Origin of the sequence: Bacillus cereus group sp. BcHK124, from assembly GCF_027712065.1 — a bacterium.
Lineage (GTDB): Bacteria > Bacillota > Bacilli > Bacillales > Bacillaceae_G > Bacillus_A > Bacillus_A pacificus.
Genome location: NZ_JAQFPJ010000007.1, coordinates 166,617 through 187,370, shown reverse-complemented (window position 1 = coordinate 187,370; position 20,754 = coordinate 166,617). Strand labels below are relative to the sequence as shown.

Genomic DNA, 20,754 nt, shown 5'->3' with positions numbered 1-20,754 from the left:
ATACAATAGATATCAGAAAATACAGGTATTTATTAATGGAGTGGGAGAGAATTATATGTCTATGTCGCTATATTATAAAAAAATCCGAGAGAAATTAGGCCATGAACTAATTTTTATGCCGAGTGTAGCTGCGGTTATAAAAAATGAGCAAGAAGATATTTTATTTCAATATCCTGGCGGGGAATACTGGAGTTTGCCAGCTGGAGCAATTGAGCCTGGAGAAACTCCAGAAGAAGCAGTAGTTCGTGAAGTGTGGGAAGAAACAGGATTGAAAGTGCAAGTAAAAAAACAAAAAGGTGTGTTTGGAGGAGAAGAGTATCGCCATACATATCCGAATGACGATCAAGTAGAATATATTGTTGTTGTGTTTGAATGTGAAATTACTAGTGGAAAACTGAAATCAATAGATGGTGAATCTTTAAAACTACAATATTTCTCATTATCTGAAAAGCCTCCTTTAGCACTACCATACCCAGATAAAATATTTTTATAGATGTAAAATAACACACCTTATTTATTGAAGGTGTGCTATTTATATAACCCCGTTGTATACATTTCCGTCAATGTATGTACTATCTCTTCTAACTCTAATTTTTTATCATTTTTCACAATCGTCCAAAGAAATATCTCATTCATTGCGAACCAAGCACGTGCTACAGTTTCTTTATTTAATTCAGGATGCGCTAACCCATTTTCTTGAGAGTATGTAATATCTTGCGTAATGCTGTTTATAAATCGTTCTCGAATCTCATCCCATTTTTGACGTATCTCTTTTGATAGCCCGATTGCTTCTTCTACAACTTGTAAAATAGCTCGTTCTTTCTCTGCTAGTTGGAGGAATGCCCTCACTTGGTTTTGAATCATATTACGTGCTTCTTCTTTTGTTTGAGGAGAAAAAGAGCGCTCAGCAATATCATAAAATTGATTCATAACATCTTCCATTAAAACGGTGAGGAGATCATCTTTGTTTTTGAAGTATACATATGCCGTTCCATAACCAGTTTCTGCATGTTTAATAATTTGAGTAATGGTTGTTTTCTGAAATCCGTTATTAATAAAAACAATGTATCCGGAATGTAAAAGTTTCTTTTTAGTTTCTAAGGAGCGGTGTTTTCTTGATGAAAGAGTAGTGTTTTTCAAAGAATCGCCTCTTTATACTGAAATATCTGAAAATATAATTGTATTGTAAAAGAAATTCATATATAAAGTCAACTGACATAATATCATTGACGTTATATCAACTAAGGTGATATATTTCAATTAGTTAGAATAAAAAGAAAATTAAGAGAAGGTGACACCATGTATACAGAACCATTTCAACCAACTTATGAGTATGCGCTTGAATGTGATAAACATGATGAACTGAAAGATTTTCAAACTGAATTTTATAAAAAAGAAGGAACAATATATTTAGATGGAAACTCATTAGGGCTACTTTCAAAAAGAGCAGAAAAATCATTACTTACTTTGCTAGATTCATGGAAAGAGTACGGTATTGACGGCTGGACCGAGGGTGAGCATCCGTGGTTTTTCCTTTCGGAGAAATTAGGTGAATTGACTGCGCCTCTTATTGGAGCTTTACCAGAAGAAACTATTGTAACCGGTTCCACGACAACGAATATTCATCAAGTAATTGCAACTTTCTATGAGCCGAAAGGAATTCGCACAAAAATTCTTGCGGATGAGTTGACATTCCCGTCCGATATATATGCACTTCAAAGTCAAATTCGTTTAAAAGGATTAGATCCAGATGAGAATTTAGTACGAGTGAAGAGCCGAGATGGTAGAACACTTTCTGAAGATGATATTATTCATGCAATGACAGATGATATCGCGTTAATTTTATTACCTTCTGTACTATATAGAAGTGGCCAAGTTCTTGATATGAAACGTTTAACAGCGGAAGCGCATAAGCGTGGTATTCATATCGGATTTGATTTATGTCATTCGATTGGTTCTATTCCGCATCATTTCAAAGAATGGGATGTTGATTTCGCTATTTGGTGTAATTATAAATACTTAAATGCAGGACCTGGTGGTGTTGCTGGTCTTTATGTAAATAAAAAGCATTGTAATAGACTTCCAGGATTGTCTGGATGGTTCAGCTCTAGAAAAGATAAGCAGTTTGATATGGAACATACATTAACAGCTGCTGATCATGCAGGTGCATATCAAATTGGTACCCCTCACGTATTAAGTACAGCGCCGTTAATCGGTTCTCTTGAAATTTTTAAAGAGGCTGGTATAGAACGTTTACGTGAAAAATCTTTACATATTACAAGTTACATGCTTAATTTAATTGCTCATGAATTAAGTGATTTTGAATTTACAATTGGAAATCCATTAGAGGATGAAAAACGAGGCGGGCATATTTATTTAGAGCATGCAGAAGCAGCACGCATATGTAAAGCGTTAAAAGCAAATGGAGTTATCCCTGATTTCCGTGCACCTAATGGAGTAAGACTTGCGCCAGTCGCTTTATATAACACATACGAAGAAGTGTGGAAATCTGTACAAATATTAAAGAAAATCATGAAAGATGAAGAATATAAACAGTTTGAAAATAAGAGAGAGGTTGTGGCGTAGGTATGAAAACATCAGAGTGGATTGATATTTCACAACCGCTAAATAATGATATTGCTACTTGGCCAGGGGACACACCGTTCTCGTATGAAGTATCATGGCCGAAAGAAGAGAGTGGCTCAGTAAATATTGGAAAATTAACGATGAGTATTCATACAGGTACTCATATTGATGCGCCGTTTCATTTTGATAATGAAGGAAAGAAAGTAATAGATTTAGATATTCAAGTTTATGTCGGCCCAGTACGAATCATTGACGTTTCTAATCTTGAAAGCATCGGGAAAAAAGAATTAGAAAACTTTCATTTAGAAGGAGTAGAACGGTTGTTATTACGCACATCTTCACATGGTAAAGTGAATGAATTCCCAAATGTAATCCCGCATTTACATGCAGATATAGCACCGTTTCTTTCAGAGAAAGGTATACGTTTAATCGGGGTGGATGTACCGTCAGTTGATCCATTAGATGATAAAGAATTAGAAGCGCATCATCAATTGTTTAAACATGGCATACACATTTTAGAAAATGTCGTACTAGATCACGTAGCAGACGGCGATTATGAATTGATTGCATTACCACTTGCCTTAACAGATGCAGATGGAAGTCCAGTTCGAGCAGTTATTAGACCAATATAAGTAGAAATATATAAAAGGGGCGTTTGGCTAATATGAAAGAAAACGAAAAGATAATTATGGAAAAAGGGATTCATACGGATTTTAAAGAGAATATGACGTATGGGGAATATTTACAATTAGATAGTTTACTATCTTCTCAAAAGAGATTATCAGATCACCATGATGAAATGTTGTTCATCGTTATTCACCAAGCAAGTGAGCTTTGGATGAAGCTTATTTTACATGAATTACATGCAGCAATTGAATCTATTAAACAAGATAAATTACAACCAGCTTTTAAAATGTTAGCGCGTGTATCAAAAATTCAGTCGCAAATTATTCAATCTTGGGATATTCTTGCGACATTAACACCATCCGAGTACATTGAGTTTCGTGACTCGCTCGGTCAAGCTTCAGGTTTTCAATCGTATCAATATCGTATGATTGAGTATGCGCTTGGTTATAAAACGCCGCATGCATTAAAAATTTATGAAAAAGATCCAGAATTACACGCTCGACTTCATACGGCGCTACATGCACCAAGTTTGTATGATGTCGCAATTCAAGCACTTGTAAAAGAAGGATTCCCTATTCATAAAGATGTGTTAAATCGCGATATTACGCTGCCTTATGAAGAAGATGCCACGGTAGAAGCGGCATGGCTTGAAGTGTATGCCGATGTGAAAAAGTATTGGAACTTATATCAGCTTGCTGAAAAATTGATTGATATTGAAGACTGGCTACAACAATGGCGTTTCCGTCATATGAAAACGGTAGAACGAATTATCGGACATAAAATGGGAACAGGTGGATCTTCAGGTGTATCTTATTTAAAACGAGTACTTGATCAACGATTCTTCCCAGAGCTTTGGAATGTTCGTACGAAATTATAGAAACAAACCTGTCAGCTAAACTGACAGGTTTGTTTTTTTATTTGAACTCAATTATGTTTTAATAGAAGCTACAAGATATAATAAATGAAGTGATTTTTTAAACGGAGGTAAAGTTTTGAATTTCAAGCAGCTAGAAAATAAATTTGAAAAGAAAAAAGTGAATACATTTCTTGTTTATCAAAAAGGAAAATTAACAACCGAGTATTATAAAACACCCGAATGTACAAATAACTTATATAAAATAAATTCGATTACAAAAAGTATCGTATCTTTATTAATTGGTATTGCAATTGATAAAGGCTATATAAATGATATACATACACCTATTACAGAGTGGATTGAAAATGTACCTGAGGGAAAACATGATTTGACGCTTTATCACTTATTAACAATGACTACTGGTGAGGAGTGGAAAGAGTTTGGAAATGGAGTAGTATTCCCGAATGACTTTGTAGAATCAGCGAACTGGGTGCAATATATATTAGAAAAACCAATAATTGAAGAACCGGCTACAAAAATGAATTATAACTCAGGTTCTTCGCATTTACTTAGTTACATTATCCAAAAAGCTACTGGAATGCCGACAGAACAGTTTGCGAAAAGGTACTTATTTAATCCGTTAGAGATTACAGAATATGAGTGGCAACAAGATTCCCAGGGAATATATGTTGGTGGTTTCGGTATGAAAATGAAATCTAAAGATTTATTAAAACTCGGAATATTATGTTTGCAGAATGGAATTTGGCAGGGGAATGAAATTGTATCATCGAAATGGTTAGAAGAATCAAGTACACCTCTATTTGAAACGTATGAACATGTCGGGGCATATGGATATCACTGGTGGGTATTGAATAACGAAAGATTTCACATACCGTATTGTATGTACTTTGCTATGGGATACGGCGGGCAATACATCGTTGTCATTCCGCAGTTAGAGGTGGTTGCTGTAATTAGTAGTCATATGCCTAAACGTGGGCTCGTTCCATTAAAGTTATTTATTGAGCATGTACAGGAGAATTATAAGTTTGTATAAGAAGAGGAGGGACTGTATGGGGGATGTAAAAACATTATCTTTATTTAGACTATGTTTAAGCCTTCTAGCATTTAGTGCAATCATTACGCAATTTATAATACGGGCACAAGTGAAACCGTTCAATCCAGTTAATTTTTTCAGTTTCTTCACTATCGAAAGTAACATTTTAGTTGCATGTATTCTCCTTTTAAGTAGTATCGGAACAGCTACATTTGGTCGATCAGAACAGTTTGGTGTACTTCGTGGTGCAGCGGCTGTATACATACTTACGACTGGACTCATTTATTTTTTATTATTAAGAGGGTTAGAAGAATCACTTCAAACCGCAATACCATGGGTAAATACGGTGTTACATTATATCATGCCAAATGCCATGCTTTTAGATTGGATATTAAATCCACCAAATAAGAAAATCACTTGGAAACAAGCCGCAAGTTGGCTCTTATTCCCGTTTTTTTACGTTCTATATAGCTTAATACGTGGTCCAATCGTGAATTGGTATCCTTATCCGTTTTTAGATCCGAGAATAAGTGGATATGGTAGAGTACTTTTATACAGTATAGGAATAGCAGTTGTAATTGGCGCTATTTGTATATTGGTAAGATTTTTAGGGAATCGAAACTTTAGGAATGAATTTTAGAAATGAAAGAACCCGACTGTTTAAAATATAAACAGTCGGGTTCTTTCATTTTATCCCGCATTAACGGGCAGTAAGACCCCCTCCTCAAAATTCAGCGAAAGCAAAGAAGTTAGGTGGGGATCTCAACTGCCCGTAAAAGCCCGATTGGTTCAACTAATAATCAGTGGGGGATGAACAAAACCCCCACTGATTAAAGTTTCACTTTATCTACTCGTCTTCTGAAACGACATTTTTATAAACTTATCCGTCTTCGTTTCAAACTCTACATCAACAAAAACACCATATTCCTTTCCGTCTTCACGTAGCCACAATTTGAATTTTTCAACTGTTATTTGAACGGTTTTTGGTTTTCTACCTATATGAAGATAATCAATAATCTCCGCTTTTGGGTACTGTTCTTTCGTTTTTTCTACAGCAAGCTTACCCCATTTCGCATACGGCGGCTGCGCATGAACAATTGATGAGCTTGTATATACATTTGAACATATTGTTAGGAACAGAATAACGAGTGCGACACGCTTTAACAATTTTTTCATAATGAACTCCTTTTACCTTTTTGTATATTGTTTACATACTTTTTCAACGATATTAGTTTGGATTTTTTTGTCTTCTTTACATAAAAGCGAGGCTTTTACAAAACATAACCAAGAAATCATTTCCGTAATTAAGGAGGGAAAATTATGCGCCAAAAAGCTGTTTTTAAAATAGCTGTTTTGCTTGCGTTCATAGGACTGTCTTTCATGGTCAGTAGTATACAACTAAAAAATGTAGAAGCCTTTTCTAATCAAGTCATTCAAAGGGGAGCATCTGGCGAAGATGTCATTGAACTGCAATCTCGTTTGAAATATAACGGATTTTATACAGGAAAAGTGGATGGTGTTTTCGGCTGGGGTACATACTGGGCACTTCGAAATTTTCAAGAGAAATTCGGTTTACCTGTTGATGGTTTAGCCGGAGCTAAAACGAAGCAAATGCTCGTGAAGGCAACGAAGTATGATAAGTCAACTGCTAATAAAGGAACGACAACGAATAAAGGAAATAGTGGTGGTACAGCACAAGAAAATAAACCACCTCAAAATAAAGGGACAAATGTTCCAAATGGTTATTCCCAAAACGACATTCAGCTTATGGCAAACGCAGTATATGGAGAATCTCGTGGTGAGCCGTACTTAGGACAAGTTGCAGTCGCTGCAGTTATTTTAAATCGTGTTACAAGTGCATCATTTCCAAATACTGTTTCGGGTGTGATTTTTGAGCCAAGAGCATTTACAGCGGTAGCAGACGGACAAATATATTTAACGCCAAATGAAACAGCGAAAAAAGCTGTATTAGATGCAATTAATGGATGGGATCCAACAGGAAACGCATTGTATTATTTCAATCCAGATACTGCAACAAGTAAATGGATTTGGACTCGTCCACAAATTAAAAAGATCGGGAAACATATTTTCTGTAAATAGAGCGGAGGTGGAACTATGTTACGAGGTATTATAATCGTATTATTAACAGTTGGTGTAGTTGGAACTGGATACTGGGGCTATAAAGAGCACCAAGAAAAGAATGCAGTATTAATTCGAGCAGAAAATAGCTATCAACGTGCGTTTCATGATTTAGCGTATGAGGTTGATTTATTGCACGACAAAATTGGAACAACGCTTGCGATGAATTCACGCGCATCTTTATCGCCTGCTTTAGCAGATGTATGGAGATTAACATCGGAAGCTCGTTCGGATGTAGGACAACTTCCTTTAACATTAATGCCTTTTAATAAAACGGAAGAATTTTTAGCGAATATCGGTGATTTTAGTTACCGTGCAGCCATTCGTGATTTAGAAAAAGAGCCGTTAAATGATCAAGAATACAAAACGTTGCAAACTTTATATTCCAATGCAGGGAATATACAAGATGAACTAAGAAAAGTGCAACATCTTGTTTTGAAAAACAATTTACGCTGGATGGATGTTGAGATGGCACTCGCATCAAATCGTGATCCTGCAGACAATACAATTATTGACGGATTAAAGACAGTAGAAAAAAATGTAACATCGTATTCATCTACAAACTTCGGACCGACCTTTACAAGTGCACAAAAAAATAAAAAAGGTGGATTTGCAGCAGAAGGAAAAGCAATTTCAAAAGATGAAGCGGCGAAAATTGCAAAATCGTTTTTAAATTTAAAAGGAAATGAAAAGGTAGAAGTCGAGAAAAGCGGAAAAGGTGCGAAAGAATCTTTCTATAGTGTGAAAATTAAAGATGAGGCAACGAATAATGAGTTTTATATGGATATTACCGGGAAAGGCGGATATCCAATTTGGGTTATGAATAATCGAGAAATTAAAGAACAGAAAATTAGTTTAAACGATGCGGGAAGTAAAGGTTTGAAATTTTTAAAGGACCATAAGTTTCATAATATGGAGCTTTATGATAGCTCACAATATGATAATGTTGGAGTATTTACGTATGTAGTAAATGAGAATGGCGTACGAATTTATCCAGAAGCAATTCAAATGAAAATTGCTTTAGATGACGGTTCTATCGTCGGATTTTCGGCGAAAGAATATTTAGCATCACACCAAAAACGAACAATCCCTTCGGCAAAGCTAACTGCAGCAGAAGCAAGAAAGAAAATAAACCCTGATGTAAAGGTAATGGAAGAGCGAAAAGCAATGGTAGTAAACGATTTGCATAACGACGTACTTTGCTATGAATTTGTAGGTACTTTAGGGAAAGATACGTACCAAATTTTCATTAATGCAAATAGCGGAGCAGAAGAAAAAGTGAAGAAAATGCAAGCTGTTGAAAAAATTTATGATTAAACTTGAATGGTAAAGTGGTGAGAATAATGAAGATTTTAATATATCTATTGATGGTTTGTTTATTAATAACTGGATGCAGTATTGGAAAAAAGGATAATCCAAACGAAAAGCCCGAGCAAAAAAATGTTTCAATGAAAAATGTTAATTATACAAATAAGTCAAATAAGCCAAATGAAAAAGCAGCGGACCATTTAGCATCTTTAGCGGCAAGTGTGCCAGGTGTAAATGATGCGACAGCGGTAGTAGTTGGGAAATATGCTATTGTAGGAATTGATGTAAAAGCGAAACTAGATCGAACACGTGTTGAGTCCATAAAATACTCTGTTGCAGAAAGCTTAAAAAACGATCCTGATGGTGCTAATGCAGTCGTTGTAGCAGATGTTGATACGTATGAAAGACTGAAACAAATTGGAAAGCAAATTAAAAAAGGAAAAACAGGTGAAGGTATACTGGATGAGTTAGCAGCAATTGTTGGCCGAGTAATGCCACAAGTTCCAAATGACATGATTGAAAATCGAGAAACGAATCCAATAAAAGATAATGATAAACAATTACCAAAAGATGAAGAACAAGAACTGAGAAAAGAACAGAATGACCAATCAAATAATCACTTAAATAAATAAATTTAACCGTAACCCTGTACTAAATTGTACAGGGTTTCTCAATATAATATTAAATATTCAGTTTATTTTTAAGGGAATATATGGTTTAATTATTATGGGAGGGACAACTGTTATGATGAAAAAAAGCACATTAATATTATGTAGTTTATGCTTAGGTTTCAGTATGACAGCGTGTGAACAGAAGAAAGAAGTAAAAAAGCAAACAGCGACTTCTTCTACTGTGATGGAAAATCAAAAGAAAGAATCTATCAATATAAATCATTTCTCCAATATAAATGAAGGAATGACTTATAAAGAAGTGAAAGATTTAATTGGTTTTGAGGGGGATTTACTCATAGAAGAAGGGGTGGAACATTCTACACAAATTAAGCAAATCTTTGCTTGGAAGGGAAGCAATCCAACTGCATTAGTTGAAATTACATTTTTAGATGGCAAAGTACATTCTAAAGTGCAGCAAGGTTTAAGTTAATAAGTAAAAAATGGGAGAGTTTATCATGAACATACATACAGGGGAAATTCAATTAGTTCCGTATAAAGAGGAATTTAAGGAAGTTATACAAACATTTACTTTACCAAGTGAACAAGTTCAATTTACATCGGACCCAGTTGAATTATTGAAAAAAGCAAAAAATGATCGTACAAAAAATGTGATTGTTATTTTAGATTACAATAGGGTACCTGTTGGTCTTTTTGCATTGCAAACAGGAGATAGAGTGCAGGAGTTCACAGAAAATGAGAACGCTTTACTTTTAACTTCATTTTCTATAAATCACAATAGACAAAGGAAGGGATACGCTAAAAAATCACTGGCACTATTACAAGAGTTTGTACAATGTTATTTTCCGATGAAAAATGAAGTTGTACTTGCTGTGAATGAAAAAAATATTCCTGCACAAAATTTATATGAAAAAGTTGGCTTCCAAGACAAAGGTTTTAGAAGAATGGGACCAATTGGTCAACAAATCATAATGCATTTACCTATCATAAAATAACGAGAAAAAACTTACTCTTGTACAAAAGTAGTAAGTTTTTTATTTAGAAAGATATGTAATATATAAATAAATGAAATAGAAATGAAGGAAATACAAAATGAATCAAGTTAGAAAATGGAATATTATCGGTGGAAGGGTGATAAAAACAGGAATTGCGGTTTTTCTTACAGTTCTAGTTTGTGAATTTTTCAATATTCCAACTATATTTGCTGTTATCACCGCAATTGTAACGATTGAGCCAACTGCAACGGATTCTATAAAAAAAGGACTGGTTCGTTTTCCAGCTTCAACAATTGGATCAGCATATGCAATGACTTTCACATTTTTCCTAGGTCATCAGGCGCTTTCTTATGCGTTAGCAGCGATGTTTACAATCGTTACATGTCAAAAACTAAAGTTACATGCGGGAACGTTAGTTGCAACATTAACTGCTGTTGCAATGATCTCAATTACGGCAGATCACTATTTTACTGCATTTTTAATTCGATTAGCTACTACATCTACTGGTATTATAGTGTCTACTTTAGTGAATTTTTTCATCTTACCACCACATTATGTTAAAACAATTTCGGGATGTACAGAGGAACTATTTGTTAAAACGGCAAATATTATGGAGGAATGGCTTAATGCATTAATTGAAGGGAAAGTGATAACCAAAGAGACAACTCATAATCTATCTAAAGTGAATTTATTATTACATAAAGCGGTACAATTTGTTCAATATGAGCAAAAAGATTGGAAATATCATCGACATACAAAAAAAGAAATGAGAAGTTTTTTACTTGTACAAAAGCAACTGCATTTATTACAGCAAATTATTTATCATATAGATAATTTAGCTCGAACACCAATTGAAACATGTGACTGGTCGCAAAATGAAAAAGAGATTTTACGACGAACAATTCATTCTATAATTTCTATATTAAGAAATAATTGTAATAAAATGGATGAGGAGCATTTTAAACTGATTGATGAATTAGACAAGCAATTTTGGAATTATAAAAATGATTTAGCACATTGTAAACCGAATCAATATCATCATCATTTTTCCAGTGAATCTATCATTTTATTTGAGGTATTATCTATACATGATATGTTAGAGGAATTAAAACAAATATTTGAGAAATATGAGGGGGAAAATCAATTCAATTGTTCAGTTCATTAAAATGTGGAGGATTGCTATGACAATTTATATTGCACTACTAAGAGGAATCAATGTAGGCGGTCATAAGATAATTAAAATGGCTGATTTAAAACAAATGTTTGAATCAATAGGACTAAAACAAGTAAAAACATATATTCAAAGTGGTAATATCGTGTTCGAATCTGAAAAAGATATTGATTTTTTAAACAAACGAATACAATCTGAAATTAAAAACGTTTTTGGTTTTGGTGTTCCGGTTATGTTAAGAACACATGAGGAATTTATAAACATTACCAAAAGATGCCCCTATGAAGTCAATTCATTGCGAGAAGGCGAAAGTATACATGTTGCCTTCTTAGCAAATGAACTTTCTGAATTAGAAAAAGATCAGCTACTTATGCAAAAAAATGAGACTGAAGATTGTTATATACATGAAAAAGTTGTGTATTTATTTTTCAAAAATAGCATTCGAAATTCAAAATTAATGAATCAGTTCCAGAAGTTACATACACCAGCTACGATAAGGAATTGGCGGACTGTGAATAAATTAAAAGCGATAGTAGAAGGGATGTAAATATAAAAAGATGAGATTTTCTGTATATAGAAAATCTCATCTTTTTATTTATATTGTTTTGCGACTATAAGTTCGACAATAGGATAAATAAAGAATGAAGAACAAAGCGCGATGAACAGAGGAAGGTTTTTTATTTCATCAAGTAATAGGAATGCAAATCCTTCTGATACTATTAAAATTAAAAACATAAGGCATATAAGTACAAAATAAGCAACTTTAAAACTTTTATATTTGATTTGCTGTCCCATTTCATCTTGGCTTTCTTTCGATACTCCGTTCGGATCTCCCCAAGTAATTTGATTAATTAAATTACCGATAATTAACGAAAAAGCGAATATTGTTCCTCCTAAAATCGAACCTTCCGTTACATATTTATATGCTCCATGTATGAGAACGACAATTAATGATAAAACGATAATTATGAAAATAAATTTTTTATGGTTCAATTTAGAAATAGCACCTCCATTGTTGTAAAAAACTCTTTACAACTATAGTATAAAATTGGGAAACTTTAATGTCAAATACTTTTTACACATGAGGCCGCGAAAATGATATTTTGTATTTACGGTTAATAAAAAATTACATTACATTTGAATGTAAAAGAATGGGCTCGCATATATTTGGAAGGGATGTCAGATTAATTTAGGGGGTAGTTATGTCTATTCTTTTAAAAGCTGGTGCTGATGCAGGTAATAACGGTTTGAAGTTAATGGTGAAAGGGCAAGATCCTATTTTTATTCCGAGTATATATGCTTTATATATAGGAGAGCCTACAGGATTGTTAGATGAGGGAGATGTTTCATTATCTGAATTAGAAAATCACATTGACGTGACCATTAGTTCTCCATCGTTAATGTTAAATAATGTGCGGTATATCGTTGGAGAAAAAGTCATTCAAGATCAATTAAAAGGTACTGAAGTTGAGAAGAAATCGAATAAGTCAACTGATGAGTTAATGGTTATTACGATTCTATCTGGTTTAGCGGTAAGTGCTATGCGTCAAAGTCCAACTTCTAGTCATATTAACATTCGTTATGATTTATCTGTTGCTCTCCCTATGCAGCTTATTACACAAGAAATAGCTGCGGAAAATGCGAAACGTTATATGGGGAATCATAAGGTTGTGTTCCATTATCCAAACGGACGTGATGTTACAATTAATATTTCCATCGAATATTGTAAATGCCTACCTGAAGGTGCTTCTGGGACGTGGGGCATTGTATATGATGAAGAAGGAAATGTTGTAAAACATAAAATAGAATGTGAACAAAATAAAGTGTCAGAAATTGATTTTGTTGATAAAACATTATTATCTTTTGATATTGGTGCAGGGACAACAGAAGAAGTCGTTTCACTAGGTGTAAACTTTAGACCACAACTAAGTAAGGGTTTATCGTACGGTGTGAAAGAAACGTTACTACAAATTATTACGAGATGGAACCGGAAGTATCCAACAAAGACAATTGATAGTATTACAGAATTCAATCAAATTTATTTAAATGATAAACACCCTAGAAATGCATTATTAGTTGAGGAATCACAACCAGCACTATTAGGTTTAGCAGCGCGTGTTGCAACGGATATTATTAACAAAATTGATGATATGAAAGACGATCCATATGTATTTATTTATGGCGGGGGCGCAGTTATCATAAAAAATAGCCTGAAAATGATTTTAAAACAAAAAGGGCGTTTAACAAATGTAATCTTTGTAGATAATCCATTATTTACAAATGCACGTGGATTATTAGTCTACACTTGTTCGCCAAAATATAGAGAGCATAAGCAAAAAGAGTTAGGATTTACAAACTTAACAATAAGTTAGTTGGTGGAAGTATGCGATCTAGGCGATATAAACGTGGTGACCGAGTAAAAATTAATATTCATAAGTCAGTATCACCTGAAATGCTTGCATGGCTGAATAAACAATCAAATCCAACCAACTTCTTTTTCTTTGCAGCGCAGCAACTTTTTAAACAAGTAGGAGATATTGATGTGTCAAAAGCTATACCAAGTAGCCATGTTTTCTCGTTATACGTGGAGCCATCATCTTTATTAAAAGTAGAAGTTAATCCTTTTAAAAGCGTACCACTAGAAGCAAATAAATCCACCGATAATAAAAAAAAAAAATCATGGGAAGCTGTTGACCAATTAGATTGTCCGTTTTTTTAAACATAGAAAAATATAAGTATTGCCCATCACTATACATACGGATACAGTGATGGGCTTTTTTACATGTAAAGATAGGGGGATACAAATTGCGGCGTGCCCCTCCTATTCATTATTTTTCTATTATTTTAGCTGTATGTTCAGTAACAGCATGAATGATGTCTTCCCAGTCATCAGGATGAATCTCATGTCCGGCGCCTTCAAGAGTTAATAGAACTGAGTTAGGAATCTCGTCGATAAGTGCGAGACCATGTTCAAAAGGGAGTGCGGTATCGTCTGTTCCGTGAATGACTAATGTAGGTACTTGTATGGAGTGAAGCACCCCTTCATATGCATCATCGCCTTGAAGTAAAGCGTGATTAAACATGCTTAATAAATTGTTAGCTCGTTCAATTTCTTGTTTTACTTGATTATAGACTCTTTTTTCATCAAATGTGCGTTTGGACCCGCATAATAGACGGGACCCTGAAACTAAATATTCTGCTACAACATTTTCATTTGTCCAATCTAAATGCGTGCCATTTGCGTGATGTGTTAAAATTCTTTCATCCATCGGAGGTAAATCGCGCGTGTTATCGTCAGAGCCTATTATACTTGTAGCTAATAATGTTAACGATAAAATTCTTTCGGGATGTTTTACAGCAGCAATTTGAGCGATCATACCCCCTAAAGACATCCCGAATAGATGCGCTTGATCAATATGATAAGCATCAAGTACCCCAATTGCATCTTCAGCCATATCCGTAACGGAATAATTAGAAGTTCCAGGTTCATATGCGACGGAGCGTCCCACATCACGGTTATCAAAACGAATAACAAATGCCCCGCTATTCGCCAACTGTTCACAAAATTCTTCATCCCAATAAACCATTGAACACGTAGCACCCATAATTAATAAAATAGCTGGATTTTTAGGGTTTCCAAAGCTTTCTGTACATATATCAATCCCGTTTATTTTAAATATCTTTTCAGTCATAGAGTTCTCTCCATTTCTTTTGAATGTAATTAAAAACACAATTTTGAATGACTCTAAGGTGTGTGTAAGATTTTCTATGTTTCTTGCATAATTACCCCCAAAAATAAGTTTATGATAATTTAAGGAAAAAAATTTTGAGAAATATTTGTATGTTATTAAAATAAACAGTAAGGAGGAGAGGAAATGAAAGCAATTGTTATAGATCAATATGGTAGTGTTGAAGAATTAAAAGAAAGACAAGTTTTAAAACCAGTTGTTAAGAATAATGAGGTATTAATACGTATTCTCGCAACATCTATTAATCCTGTTGATTGGAAAATAAGAAAAGGAGACTTACAAGAACAGTTGCGTTTTTCATTTCCAATCATTTTAGGGCTAGATGTAGCGGGAGTTATTGAAGAAGTTGGGGAAGAGATAGAATGTTTCAAAATAGGAGATAAGGTGTATACGAAACCTGAAAATATAGGGCAGGGCTCTTATGCTGAATTCATTACAGTAAAATCGGATTTAGTATCCTATATGCCTACAAATCTGAGTTTTGAAGAGGCAGCTTCTATTCCTCTTGCAGGACTTACTGCATGGCAAAGTCTTGTAGATTACGCAAAAATAAAAGAACATGACCGAGTACTTATTCATGCTGGAGCTGGTGGAGTTGGAAGTTTGGCAATCCAAATCGCAAAATCATTTGGAGCTTTTGTTGCGACAACTGCCAGTAGTAAGAATGAAGAGTTTTTAAAGTCTTTAGGGGCAGATCTCGTTATTGATTATAAAAAAGATAAATTTGAAGAATTACTATCAGATTTTGATATTGTATTAGATACAATAGGTGGGGAAGTACAAGAAAAAAGCTTTCAGATTTTAAAACCTGGTGGTGTATTAGTTTCGATTGTCCATGAACCAATTCAAAAAGTAAAAGAGATAAAATCAGGTTTTTTATGGCTAAAACCAAACGGAAAACAATTAGAAGCATTATCAGATTTAATTGTACATGGAAAAGTAAAACCAATTATAAGTAAAGTTATGCCGTTTAGTGAGGAAGGGATTAGAGAAGCTCATATTTTGAGTGAAGGTCAGCATGTTAGAGGTAAGATTGTAATTAAAATGGAATGATAATGAAAATATTATTTATATGGTGAGTTTTATGTAATAAAAAGCAAATACCCCAAAATATTTTGGGGTATTTGCTTTTATAGCATAAACTTTCGCATTATATCATGTAATCTCTCTAATCCAATTATCATATCTTTTTCATTTAACATCGAATAGCTGATTCTTAAATGATTATTATTTGTTTCGGGATTTAATAGACAAGCTGTACCTGGTAAAAAAGACACATCTACTTCATTTACTTTTTGTAATAAGGTAAAGGGATCTATCGAATCAGGAAGAGTAATCCATAAATTAAAGCCGCCATTTGGTATTTCAAAGTGCATTTCTTTAAGTGGTGATAACATATCAATCGTTATATCACGTCTAATTTGTAAAGCCGTACGTAATTTTTCTAAATGATTTTTCATACGTTCTGCACGTAAAAATGGTAGAAGTGCTTTTTGTGTTAATAAAGGACTACCGATATCCATTGAACCTTTTACAGCATATAACCATTCGAAAATAGGGCCATCGGCAATAAGTGATGCAATACGTAGTCCTGGTGCTAACGTTTTACTAAATCCTTTTATATATATTACGTGACCGTTTGTATCAAAATTTTTAATAGGAGGGGGAACAGTCACGCCCTCAAAATATATTTCACCGAAAGAATCATCTTCAATGATAAAAAACTCATATAGCTCTGCCAATTCTATAAGTTCCATTCTTCGTTCTTTACTCATTACTGTACCTGTTGGGTTCTGAAAAGTTGGATTCGTATACAATAAAATGGGATTTTTACTTTGACAAATATCATCGATTAAGTCGGATCGAATTCCATAATTATCAAGAGAAACGGGTATAATTCGAGCCCCTTTATTGATGAAAATATCAAGCGCAGCACTATAACACGGACTTTCTACTAATACAATATCACCAGGTTTTATTAGTGTTTGAGCAATTAAATCAATTCCTTGTTGTGCTCCGCTTGTAATTAATAACTGAGATGGATCTGTCAATAATTTCTGGTGTTCATTTAAGTGCTTTGCTATTTCAACTCGCAATTCATAATCTCCTTGAACTGGTCCATAAGTTGCTAGAATCATCTGGTCTTTATTAAGTATTTTATGCATTTCGTCTGCCAAGAATGGATTTGGCAATAAACGAGGATATAAAATCGCTTGTGAAAAATCGTAATATTTCCGGTGCTGATTCATTGCATATTGAGATCGCATAACATTAATCGTTTTCGTTTGTTGCCATTTATACGGAACTGTTTTGAAATTTTTCTTTACATGTTTTTGTATATAAGCCCCTTTACCTTGTTCAATTCGTATATATTCTTTCTTTTCTAGCTGTTTATACGCCTTACGAACAGTTAATAGACTAATCTGTAAATCTTCGGCCATCGAGCGTAAAGATGGAAGTGAGTCACCATGTGAAAGCATGCCGCTTTGTACTCTTTCAACGATTTGCATATATATTTGCTGGTAATACGGTATGTTGGATTCTTTACGAAGGACAATCTTCATGGTTTCACCTTTTTCTTTTTTATTTAATTTAAGCGGAAAATATAAAGAGAATCAACTACGATTTTAGGAAACTGTTATATACATAAATACACTGTTATACACCATACCTTCTATACTCATGTGAAGAGTAAAAAGGAGGAAGAGTAATGGTCATTTTTAATTATATTTTAGTATGTATAATTTTTGGAACAACATTTTTAACAATAAAAATCGGAATTGGAGCAGGTGCACCCCCATTATTTTCAGCAGGAATTCGTTTCTTTCTAGCAGGAGTAATCTTAATGATTATATTTAAGCTAAAGCGAAAAGAAATTATGCCACATATATTTTCAAAACGTATTATATATGCTGGTTTTTGCTTAACGTTTATGACATTCGCAAGTTTGTACTGGGCGGAACAATATATTTCTTCAGGGCTAGCTGCTGTGCTATCTGCTACAGGACCGATGATGATTTTGTTATTACAGACAAAGAGAAATAAGACAAAATTACAAAAGGAGCAACTTCTTGCTTTAATCATCGCGCTAATAGGCGTTGTTTTTGTTTCTTTACCAGGAATGCACCAAGAAGTAAGTTTTATATGGAGTATCGCTTGTTTTGTTTTAATAATAGGAGAATTATTTTACGGAATAGGCTCAATTCGCTCAAAAGAAATACTTTCGGATTTACAAAGTGTATCGCCATTTCTCATTAATGGTATTCAAATGTTTTATGGAGGCGTTTTACTACTAATCGTGTCTGGCATAGTAGAACAACCGAATGTAACTACACTAGCTTCTTGGAGTGTACAGTGGCCTATTTTATATCTTATCTTTATCGGATCAATTGGTGGGCACGGATTATATTATTGGCTCTTATCAAAAACAAATCCTGTATTCCCGTCAACATGGTTATACGTATCACCGTTAATTGCTATTATAGTAGGATATATTATATTAGGAGAACCTTTAAACGCTACAATGGGAATAGGTGCATGTTTCATTTTGGTTGGTGTATTTTTAGCTAATCGATCCACACTCCGGTCTTATTTCAGAAAAGGGAGATTATTTGAGAAAGAAATGTAATTATATAAAGAAGCAGTTCTGTATATAGCAGGGCTGCTTTCATTTTATTCATGATACGGATTGACTTTATTTATTGGAAAAGCGTAATATTATTAAGCTATATGAAAGAGATCTGCAAAAAGAGGGGAGTTATTATGAAAATAAATTGGACTGAAGTCAAGGAAAAAATTCGACCGCAAATTTCAAAACCATCATATGAAACTTGGTTTACGAATACTACTGTTTATTTAGAGGATGATATATTAACAATTTATTGTCCAAATGAATTTGCACGTGACTGGTTAGAATCTCATTATAAAGAATTAGTATTTAATACATTAAGAGAAATGTTTAATACGACGTTTGAAATTCAGTTTGAATTAAAATCAAATACAAATACAACCAGTAATAATGAAAAATCAACAATTGAAGATATCACTTCCGAATTAGGAGAGCAGTTCAAAGTCTCTAATAACAGTTTAAAATATAATGATGTAGATGAGAGCAATAAACGTATTCGAGCGTTAGAAGCAAAAATAATGAACTTGGAAAAGGTCATTGGTACATTAGTAGAAAAATTAGATGCAGTAGAATTAAAAACACAGTTGGAAAAATAACCAACTGTGTTTTTTTACTTAATTCGCTTTTTTTATAAACCCTTTATAATGACGTTTTACAAGCTGGCTTTCTAACGTTTTCATTGTTTCAAGTGCCACACCGACAATGATCAGTAAGCTTGTACCACCAATTTGTGCAGAAGGTGGTAATGTAGCAATTTTCGTGAATACGAGCGGTAAAATTGAAATTGCACCTAAGAAAATCGCGCCGATAAATGTTAAGCGGTATAAAATTTTCGTTACATATTGTTCTGTTGATTTACCAGGACGAATACCAGGCACATATCCATTTTGCTTTTTCAAATTCTCAGCCATTTGTTCAGGATTTACTTGAATAAATGCGTAGAAGTATGTGAAAGCAACGATAAGACCGACATAAAGTGTCATTCCAAATGGATGTGCAAAATCCAGATTAGCAACTATCCATTTGGATACGCTTGAATCAGGGAAAAGCTGCGCAATTGTACGCGGCGTCATTAAAAATGCAGAAGCAAAGATTACTGGAATTACACCAGCACTATTTACTTTAAGAGGTAAATGAGTATTTTTTGCTCCTTGATATTGATTGTTGCCTGAAACAGCTTTTGCATATTGAATCGGTATTTTACGCACCGCTTGTTGTATGTAAATAACGCCAACAACTATCGCTAAAATTATAAGACAAATTAAGACCATCTTTATGATGTGCATGAATAATTGATCGCCTGCATTTTGAAATTGTTGCAAATAAATTTGGTTCGCAACATTTGGAATCGCTGCAACAAGTCCCGCGAAGATAATCATCGAAATACCATTACCTACTCCGTTAGCGGTAATTTGTTCGCCTAACCAAAGTAAAAATGCAGTTCCTGCAGTTAAAACTGTCGCAATAAATAAGTATGTAGTCCAGCTTTGATCTGTTATTAATTGTCCACCTGCTATATTATTAAAGCCATAAGACATCCCAATGGCTTGTATGAATGCGAGAATGATTGTAAAGTATCGAGTGAATTGAGCTGACTTCTTACGGCCCATTTCTCCTTGCTTTGCCCATTCCGAAAATTTAGGTATAACGTCCATTTGTAGTAATTGTACTATGATGGAAGCTGTAATATAAGGTGTAATACCTACAGCAAAGATTGAGAAGTGTTGCAGTGCTCCTCCGCCAAATACGTTTAGCATACCTAAAACGTTAGCTTGATCTTGTACTTTTAATACCTCTGCGTTAGTATGAGGAACTGGAATAAACGTGCCAATTCGGAAAACAATTAACATCGCTAATGTAAAAAGGATTTTCCTTCTTATCTCAGCTACTCTCATGAAATTTGAAATCGTACGAAACATAATGTCGCCTCCTATATTTTATCAGTTTAAAACTGATTATTATATCCCGATGAAGTAACCACAAACCTCCTTCCGCATTAAATTCATTTGACA

General features: G+C 34.0%; 24 protein-coding genes. 18 read left to right on the top strand and 6 right to left on the bottom strand.

Going from position 1 to position 20,754, the window contains the following annotated elements; translation table 11 throughout:
* Positions 1-55 precede the first annotated feature (55 nt).
* On the top strand, positions 56-493 hold the full coding sequence (locus PDK19_RS14005; RefSeq protein ID WP_270707367.1) for an NUDIX hydrolase: 438 nt from the start codon (positions 56-58) through the stop codon (positions 491-493).
* Positions 494-528: 35 nt separating this feature from the next.
* Here PDK19_RS14005 and PDK19_RS14000 read toward each other — a convergent pair whose 3' ends face one another.
* Positions 529-1,140 (bottom strand): TetR/AcrR family transcriptional regulator, encoded by a 612-nt coding sequence (locus PDK19_RS14000; protein WP_000799595.1) that lies wholly within the window; start codon positions 1,138-1,140, stop codon positions 529-531.
* Positions 1,141-1,299: 159 nt separating this feature from the next.
* On the opposite strand from PDK19_RS14000, the gene kynU reads away from it, so the two are divergent.
* The 5 genes from kynU to PDK19_RS13975 all read left to right on the top strand — a co-directional run bounded on the left by kynU (position 1,300) and on the right by PDK19_RS13975 (position 5,763).
* Complete coding sequence (kynU, locus tag PDK19_RS13995) at positions 1,300-2,586, top strand: kynureninase (protein WP_000287847.1); 1,287 nt, start codon at positions 1,300-1,302, stop codon at positions 2,584-2,586.
* Between the two features lie 2 nt (positions 2,587-2,588).
* Complete coding sequence (kynB, locus tag PDK19_RS13990; RefSeq protein WP_000858050.1) at positions 2,589-3,218, top strand: arylformamidase; 630 nt, start codon at positions 2,589-2,591, stop codon at positions 3,216-3,218.
* A gap of 32 nt (positions 3,219-3,250) precedes the next feature.
* Positions 3,251-4,090, top strand: coding sequence for a tryptophan 2,3-dioxygenase (gene kynA, locus PDK19_RS13985; RefSeq protein ID WP_000661934.1), 840 nt, complete (start codon positions 3,251-3,253; stop codon positions 4,088-4,090).
* Between the two features lie 115 nt (positions 4,091-4,205).
* Positions 4,206-5,123 (top strand): serine hydrolase domain-containing protein, encoded by a 918-nt coding sequence (locus PDK19_RS13980; RefSeq protein WP_049112132.1) that lies wholly within the window; start codon positions 4,206-4,208, stop codon positions 5,121-5,123.
* Between the two features lie 16 nt (positions 5,124-5,139).
* Entirely contained in the window at positions 5,140-5,763 is a 624-nt protein-coding gene (locus PDK19_RS13975) for a Pr6Pr family membrane protein (protein WP_049112129.1), read from the top strand.
* Between the two features lie 203 nt (positions 5,764-5,966).
* Here the strand turns inward: PDK19_RS13975 and PDK19_RS13970 are convergent, their stop codons facing one another.
* Positions 5,967-6,299 carry a DUF3889 domain-containing protein gene (locus PDK19_RS13970; RefSeq protein ID WP_049113436.1) on the bottom strand — a complete coding sequence of 111 codons (333 nt, stop codon included), beginning with the start codon at positions 6,297-6,299 and terminating at the stop codon, positions 5,967-5,969.
* 144 nt (positions 6,300-6,443) lie between these two features.
* On the opposite strand from PDK19_RS13970, the gene sleB reads away from it, so the two are divergent.
* The 7 genes from sleB to PDK19_RS13935 all read left to right on the top strand — a co-directional run bounded on the left by sleB (position 6,444) and on the right by PDK19_RS13935 (position 11,912).
* Positions 6,444-7,223, top strand: coding sequence for a spore cortex-lytic enzyme (sleB, locus tag PDK19_RS13965; protein WP_001249066.1), 780 nt, complete (start codon positions 6,444-6,446; stop codon positions 7,221-7,223).
* Positions 7,224-7,238: 15 nt separating this feature from the next.
* Entirely contained in the window at positions 7,239-8,579 is a 1,341-nt protein-coding gene (gene ypeB, locus PDK19_RS13960) for a germination protein YpeB (protein ID WP_049111612.1), read from the top strand.
* A gap of 26 nt (positions 8,580-8,605) precedes the next feature.
* Positions 8,606-9,202 (top strand): YhcN/YlaJ family sporulation lipoprotein, encoded by a 597-nt coding sequence (locus PDK19_RS13955; protein ID WP_000697993.1) that lies wholly within the window; start codon positions 8,606-8,608, stop codon positions 9,200-9,202.
* A 112-nt stretch (positions 9,203-9,314) separates the two neighbouring features.
* The gene (locus tag PDK19_RS13950; protein WP_000976539.1) at positions 9,315-9,671 is read left to right on the top strand and encodes a lipoprotein; all 357 of its coding nucleotides are present in this window, start codon (positions 9,315-9,317) and stop codon (positions 9,669-9,671) included.
* A gap of 25 nt (positions 9,672-9,696) precedes the next feature.
* Positions 9,697-10,194 carry a GNAT family N-acetyltransferase gene (locus tag PDK19_RS13945; protein WP_001020860.1) on the top strand — a complete coding sequence of 166 codons (498 nt, stop codon included), beginning with the start codon at positions 9,697-9,699 and terminating at the stop codon, positions 10,192-10,194.
* Positions 10,195-10,291: 97 nt separating this feature from the next.
* Positions 10,292-11,359, top strand: coding sequence for an aromatic acid exporter family protein (locus tag PDK19_RS13940; protein WP_049111611.1), 1,068 nt, complete (start codon positions 10,292-10,294; stop codon positions 11,357-11,359).
* Positions 11,360-11,375: 16 nt separating this feature from the next.
* Positions 11,376-11,912 carry a DUF1697 domain-containing protein gene (locus PDK19_RS13935; RefSeq protein WP_049111615.1) on the top strand — a complete coding sequence of 179 codons (537 nt, stop codon included), beginning with the start codon at positions 11,376-11,378 and terminating at the stop codon, positions 11,910-11,912.
* Positions 11,913-11,956: 44 nt separating this feature from the next.
* Here PDK19_RS13935 and PDK19_RS13930 read toward each other — a convergent pair whose 3' ends face one another.
* Positions 11,957-12,358: a hypothetical protein gene (locus PDK19_RS13930; protein WP_014893659.1), complete on the bottom strand. Its 402-nt coding sequence runs from the start codon at positions 12,356-12,358 to the stop codon at positions 11,957-11,959.
* A gap of 209 nt (positions 12,359-12,567) precedes the next feature.
* On the opposite strand from PDK19_RS13930, the gene PDK19_RS13925 reads away from it, so the two are divergent.
* Positions 12,568-13,737 carry a ParM/StbA family protein gene (locus PDK19_RS13925; RefSeq protein WP_000025611.1) on the top strand — a complete coding sequence of 390 codons (1,170 nt, stop codon included), beginning with the start codon at positions 12,568-12,570 and terminating at the stop codon, positions 13,735-13,737.
* A gap of 11 nt (positions 13,738-13,748) precedes the next feature.
* On the top strand, positions 13,749-14,084 hold the full coding sequence (locus PDK19_RS13920) for a hypothetical protein (RefSeq protein ID WP_001257756.1): 336 nt from the start codon (positions 13,749-13,751) through the stop codon (positions 14,082-14,084).
* 109 nt (positions 14,085-14,193) lie between these two features.
* On the opposite strand, the gene PDK19_RS13915 is transcribed toward PDK19_RS13920, so the two are convergent.
* Complete coding sequence (locus PDK19_RS13915; RefSeq protein ID WP_049111610.1) at positions 14,194-15,057, bottom strand: alpha/beta fold hydrolase; 864 nt, start codon at positions 15,055-15,057, stop codon at positions 14,194-14,196.
* Positions 15,058-15,240: 183 nt separating this feature from the next.
* On the opposite strand from PDK19_RS13915, the gene PDK19_RS13910 reads away from it, so the two are divergent.
* Positions 15,241-16,167: an NADP-dependent oxidoreductase gene (locus PDK19_RS13910; protein WP_000644567.1), complete on the top strand. Its 927-nt coding sequence runs from the start codon at positions 15,241-15,243 to the stop codon at positions 16,165-16,167.
* A 77-nt stretch (positions 16,168-16,244) separates the two neighbouring features.
* Here the strand turns inward: PDK19_RS13910 and pdxR are convergent, their stop codons facing one another.
* Positions 16,245-17,678, bottom strand: coding sequence for a MocR-like pyridoxine biosynthesis transcription factor PdxR (gene pdxR / locus PDK19_RS13905; RefSeq protein WP_049110937.1), 1,434 nt, complete (start codon positions 17,676-17,678; stop codon positions 16,245-16,247).
* 146 nt (positions 17,679-17,824) lie between these two features.
* On the opposite strand from pdxR, the gene PDK19_RS13900 reads away from it, so the two are divergent.
* Positions 17,825-18,742 (top strand): DMT family transporter, encoded by a 918-nt coding sequence (locus tag PDK19_RS13900; protein WP_049110936.1) that lies wholly within the window; start codon positions 17,825-17,827, stop codon positions 18,740-18,742.
* Between the two features lie 101 nt (positions 18,743-18,843).
* Positions 18,844-19,338, top strand: a complete 495-nt coding sequence (locus PDK19_RS13895; protein ID WP_411538077.1) for a DnaA N-terminal domain-containing protein — start codon at positions 18,844-18,846, stop codon at positions 19,336-19,338.
* 18 nt (positions 19,339-19,356) lie between these two features.
* Here PDK19_RS13895 and secY read toward each other — a convergent pair whose 3' ends face one another.
* On the bottom strand, positions 19,357-20,661 hold the full coding sequence (gene secY / locus PDK19_RS13890) for a preprotein translocase subunit SecY (protein WP_270707358.1): 1,305 nt from the start codon (positions 20,659-20,661) through the stop codon (positions 19,357-19,359).
* Between the last annotated feature and the right edge of the window lie 93 nt (positions 20,662-20,754).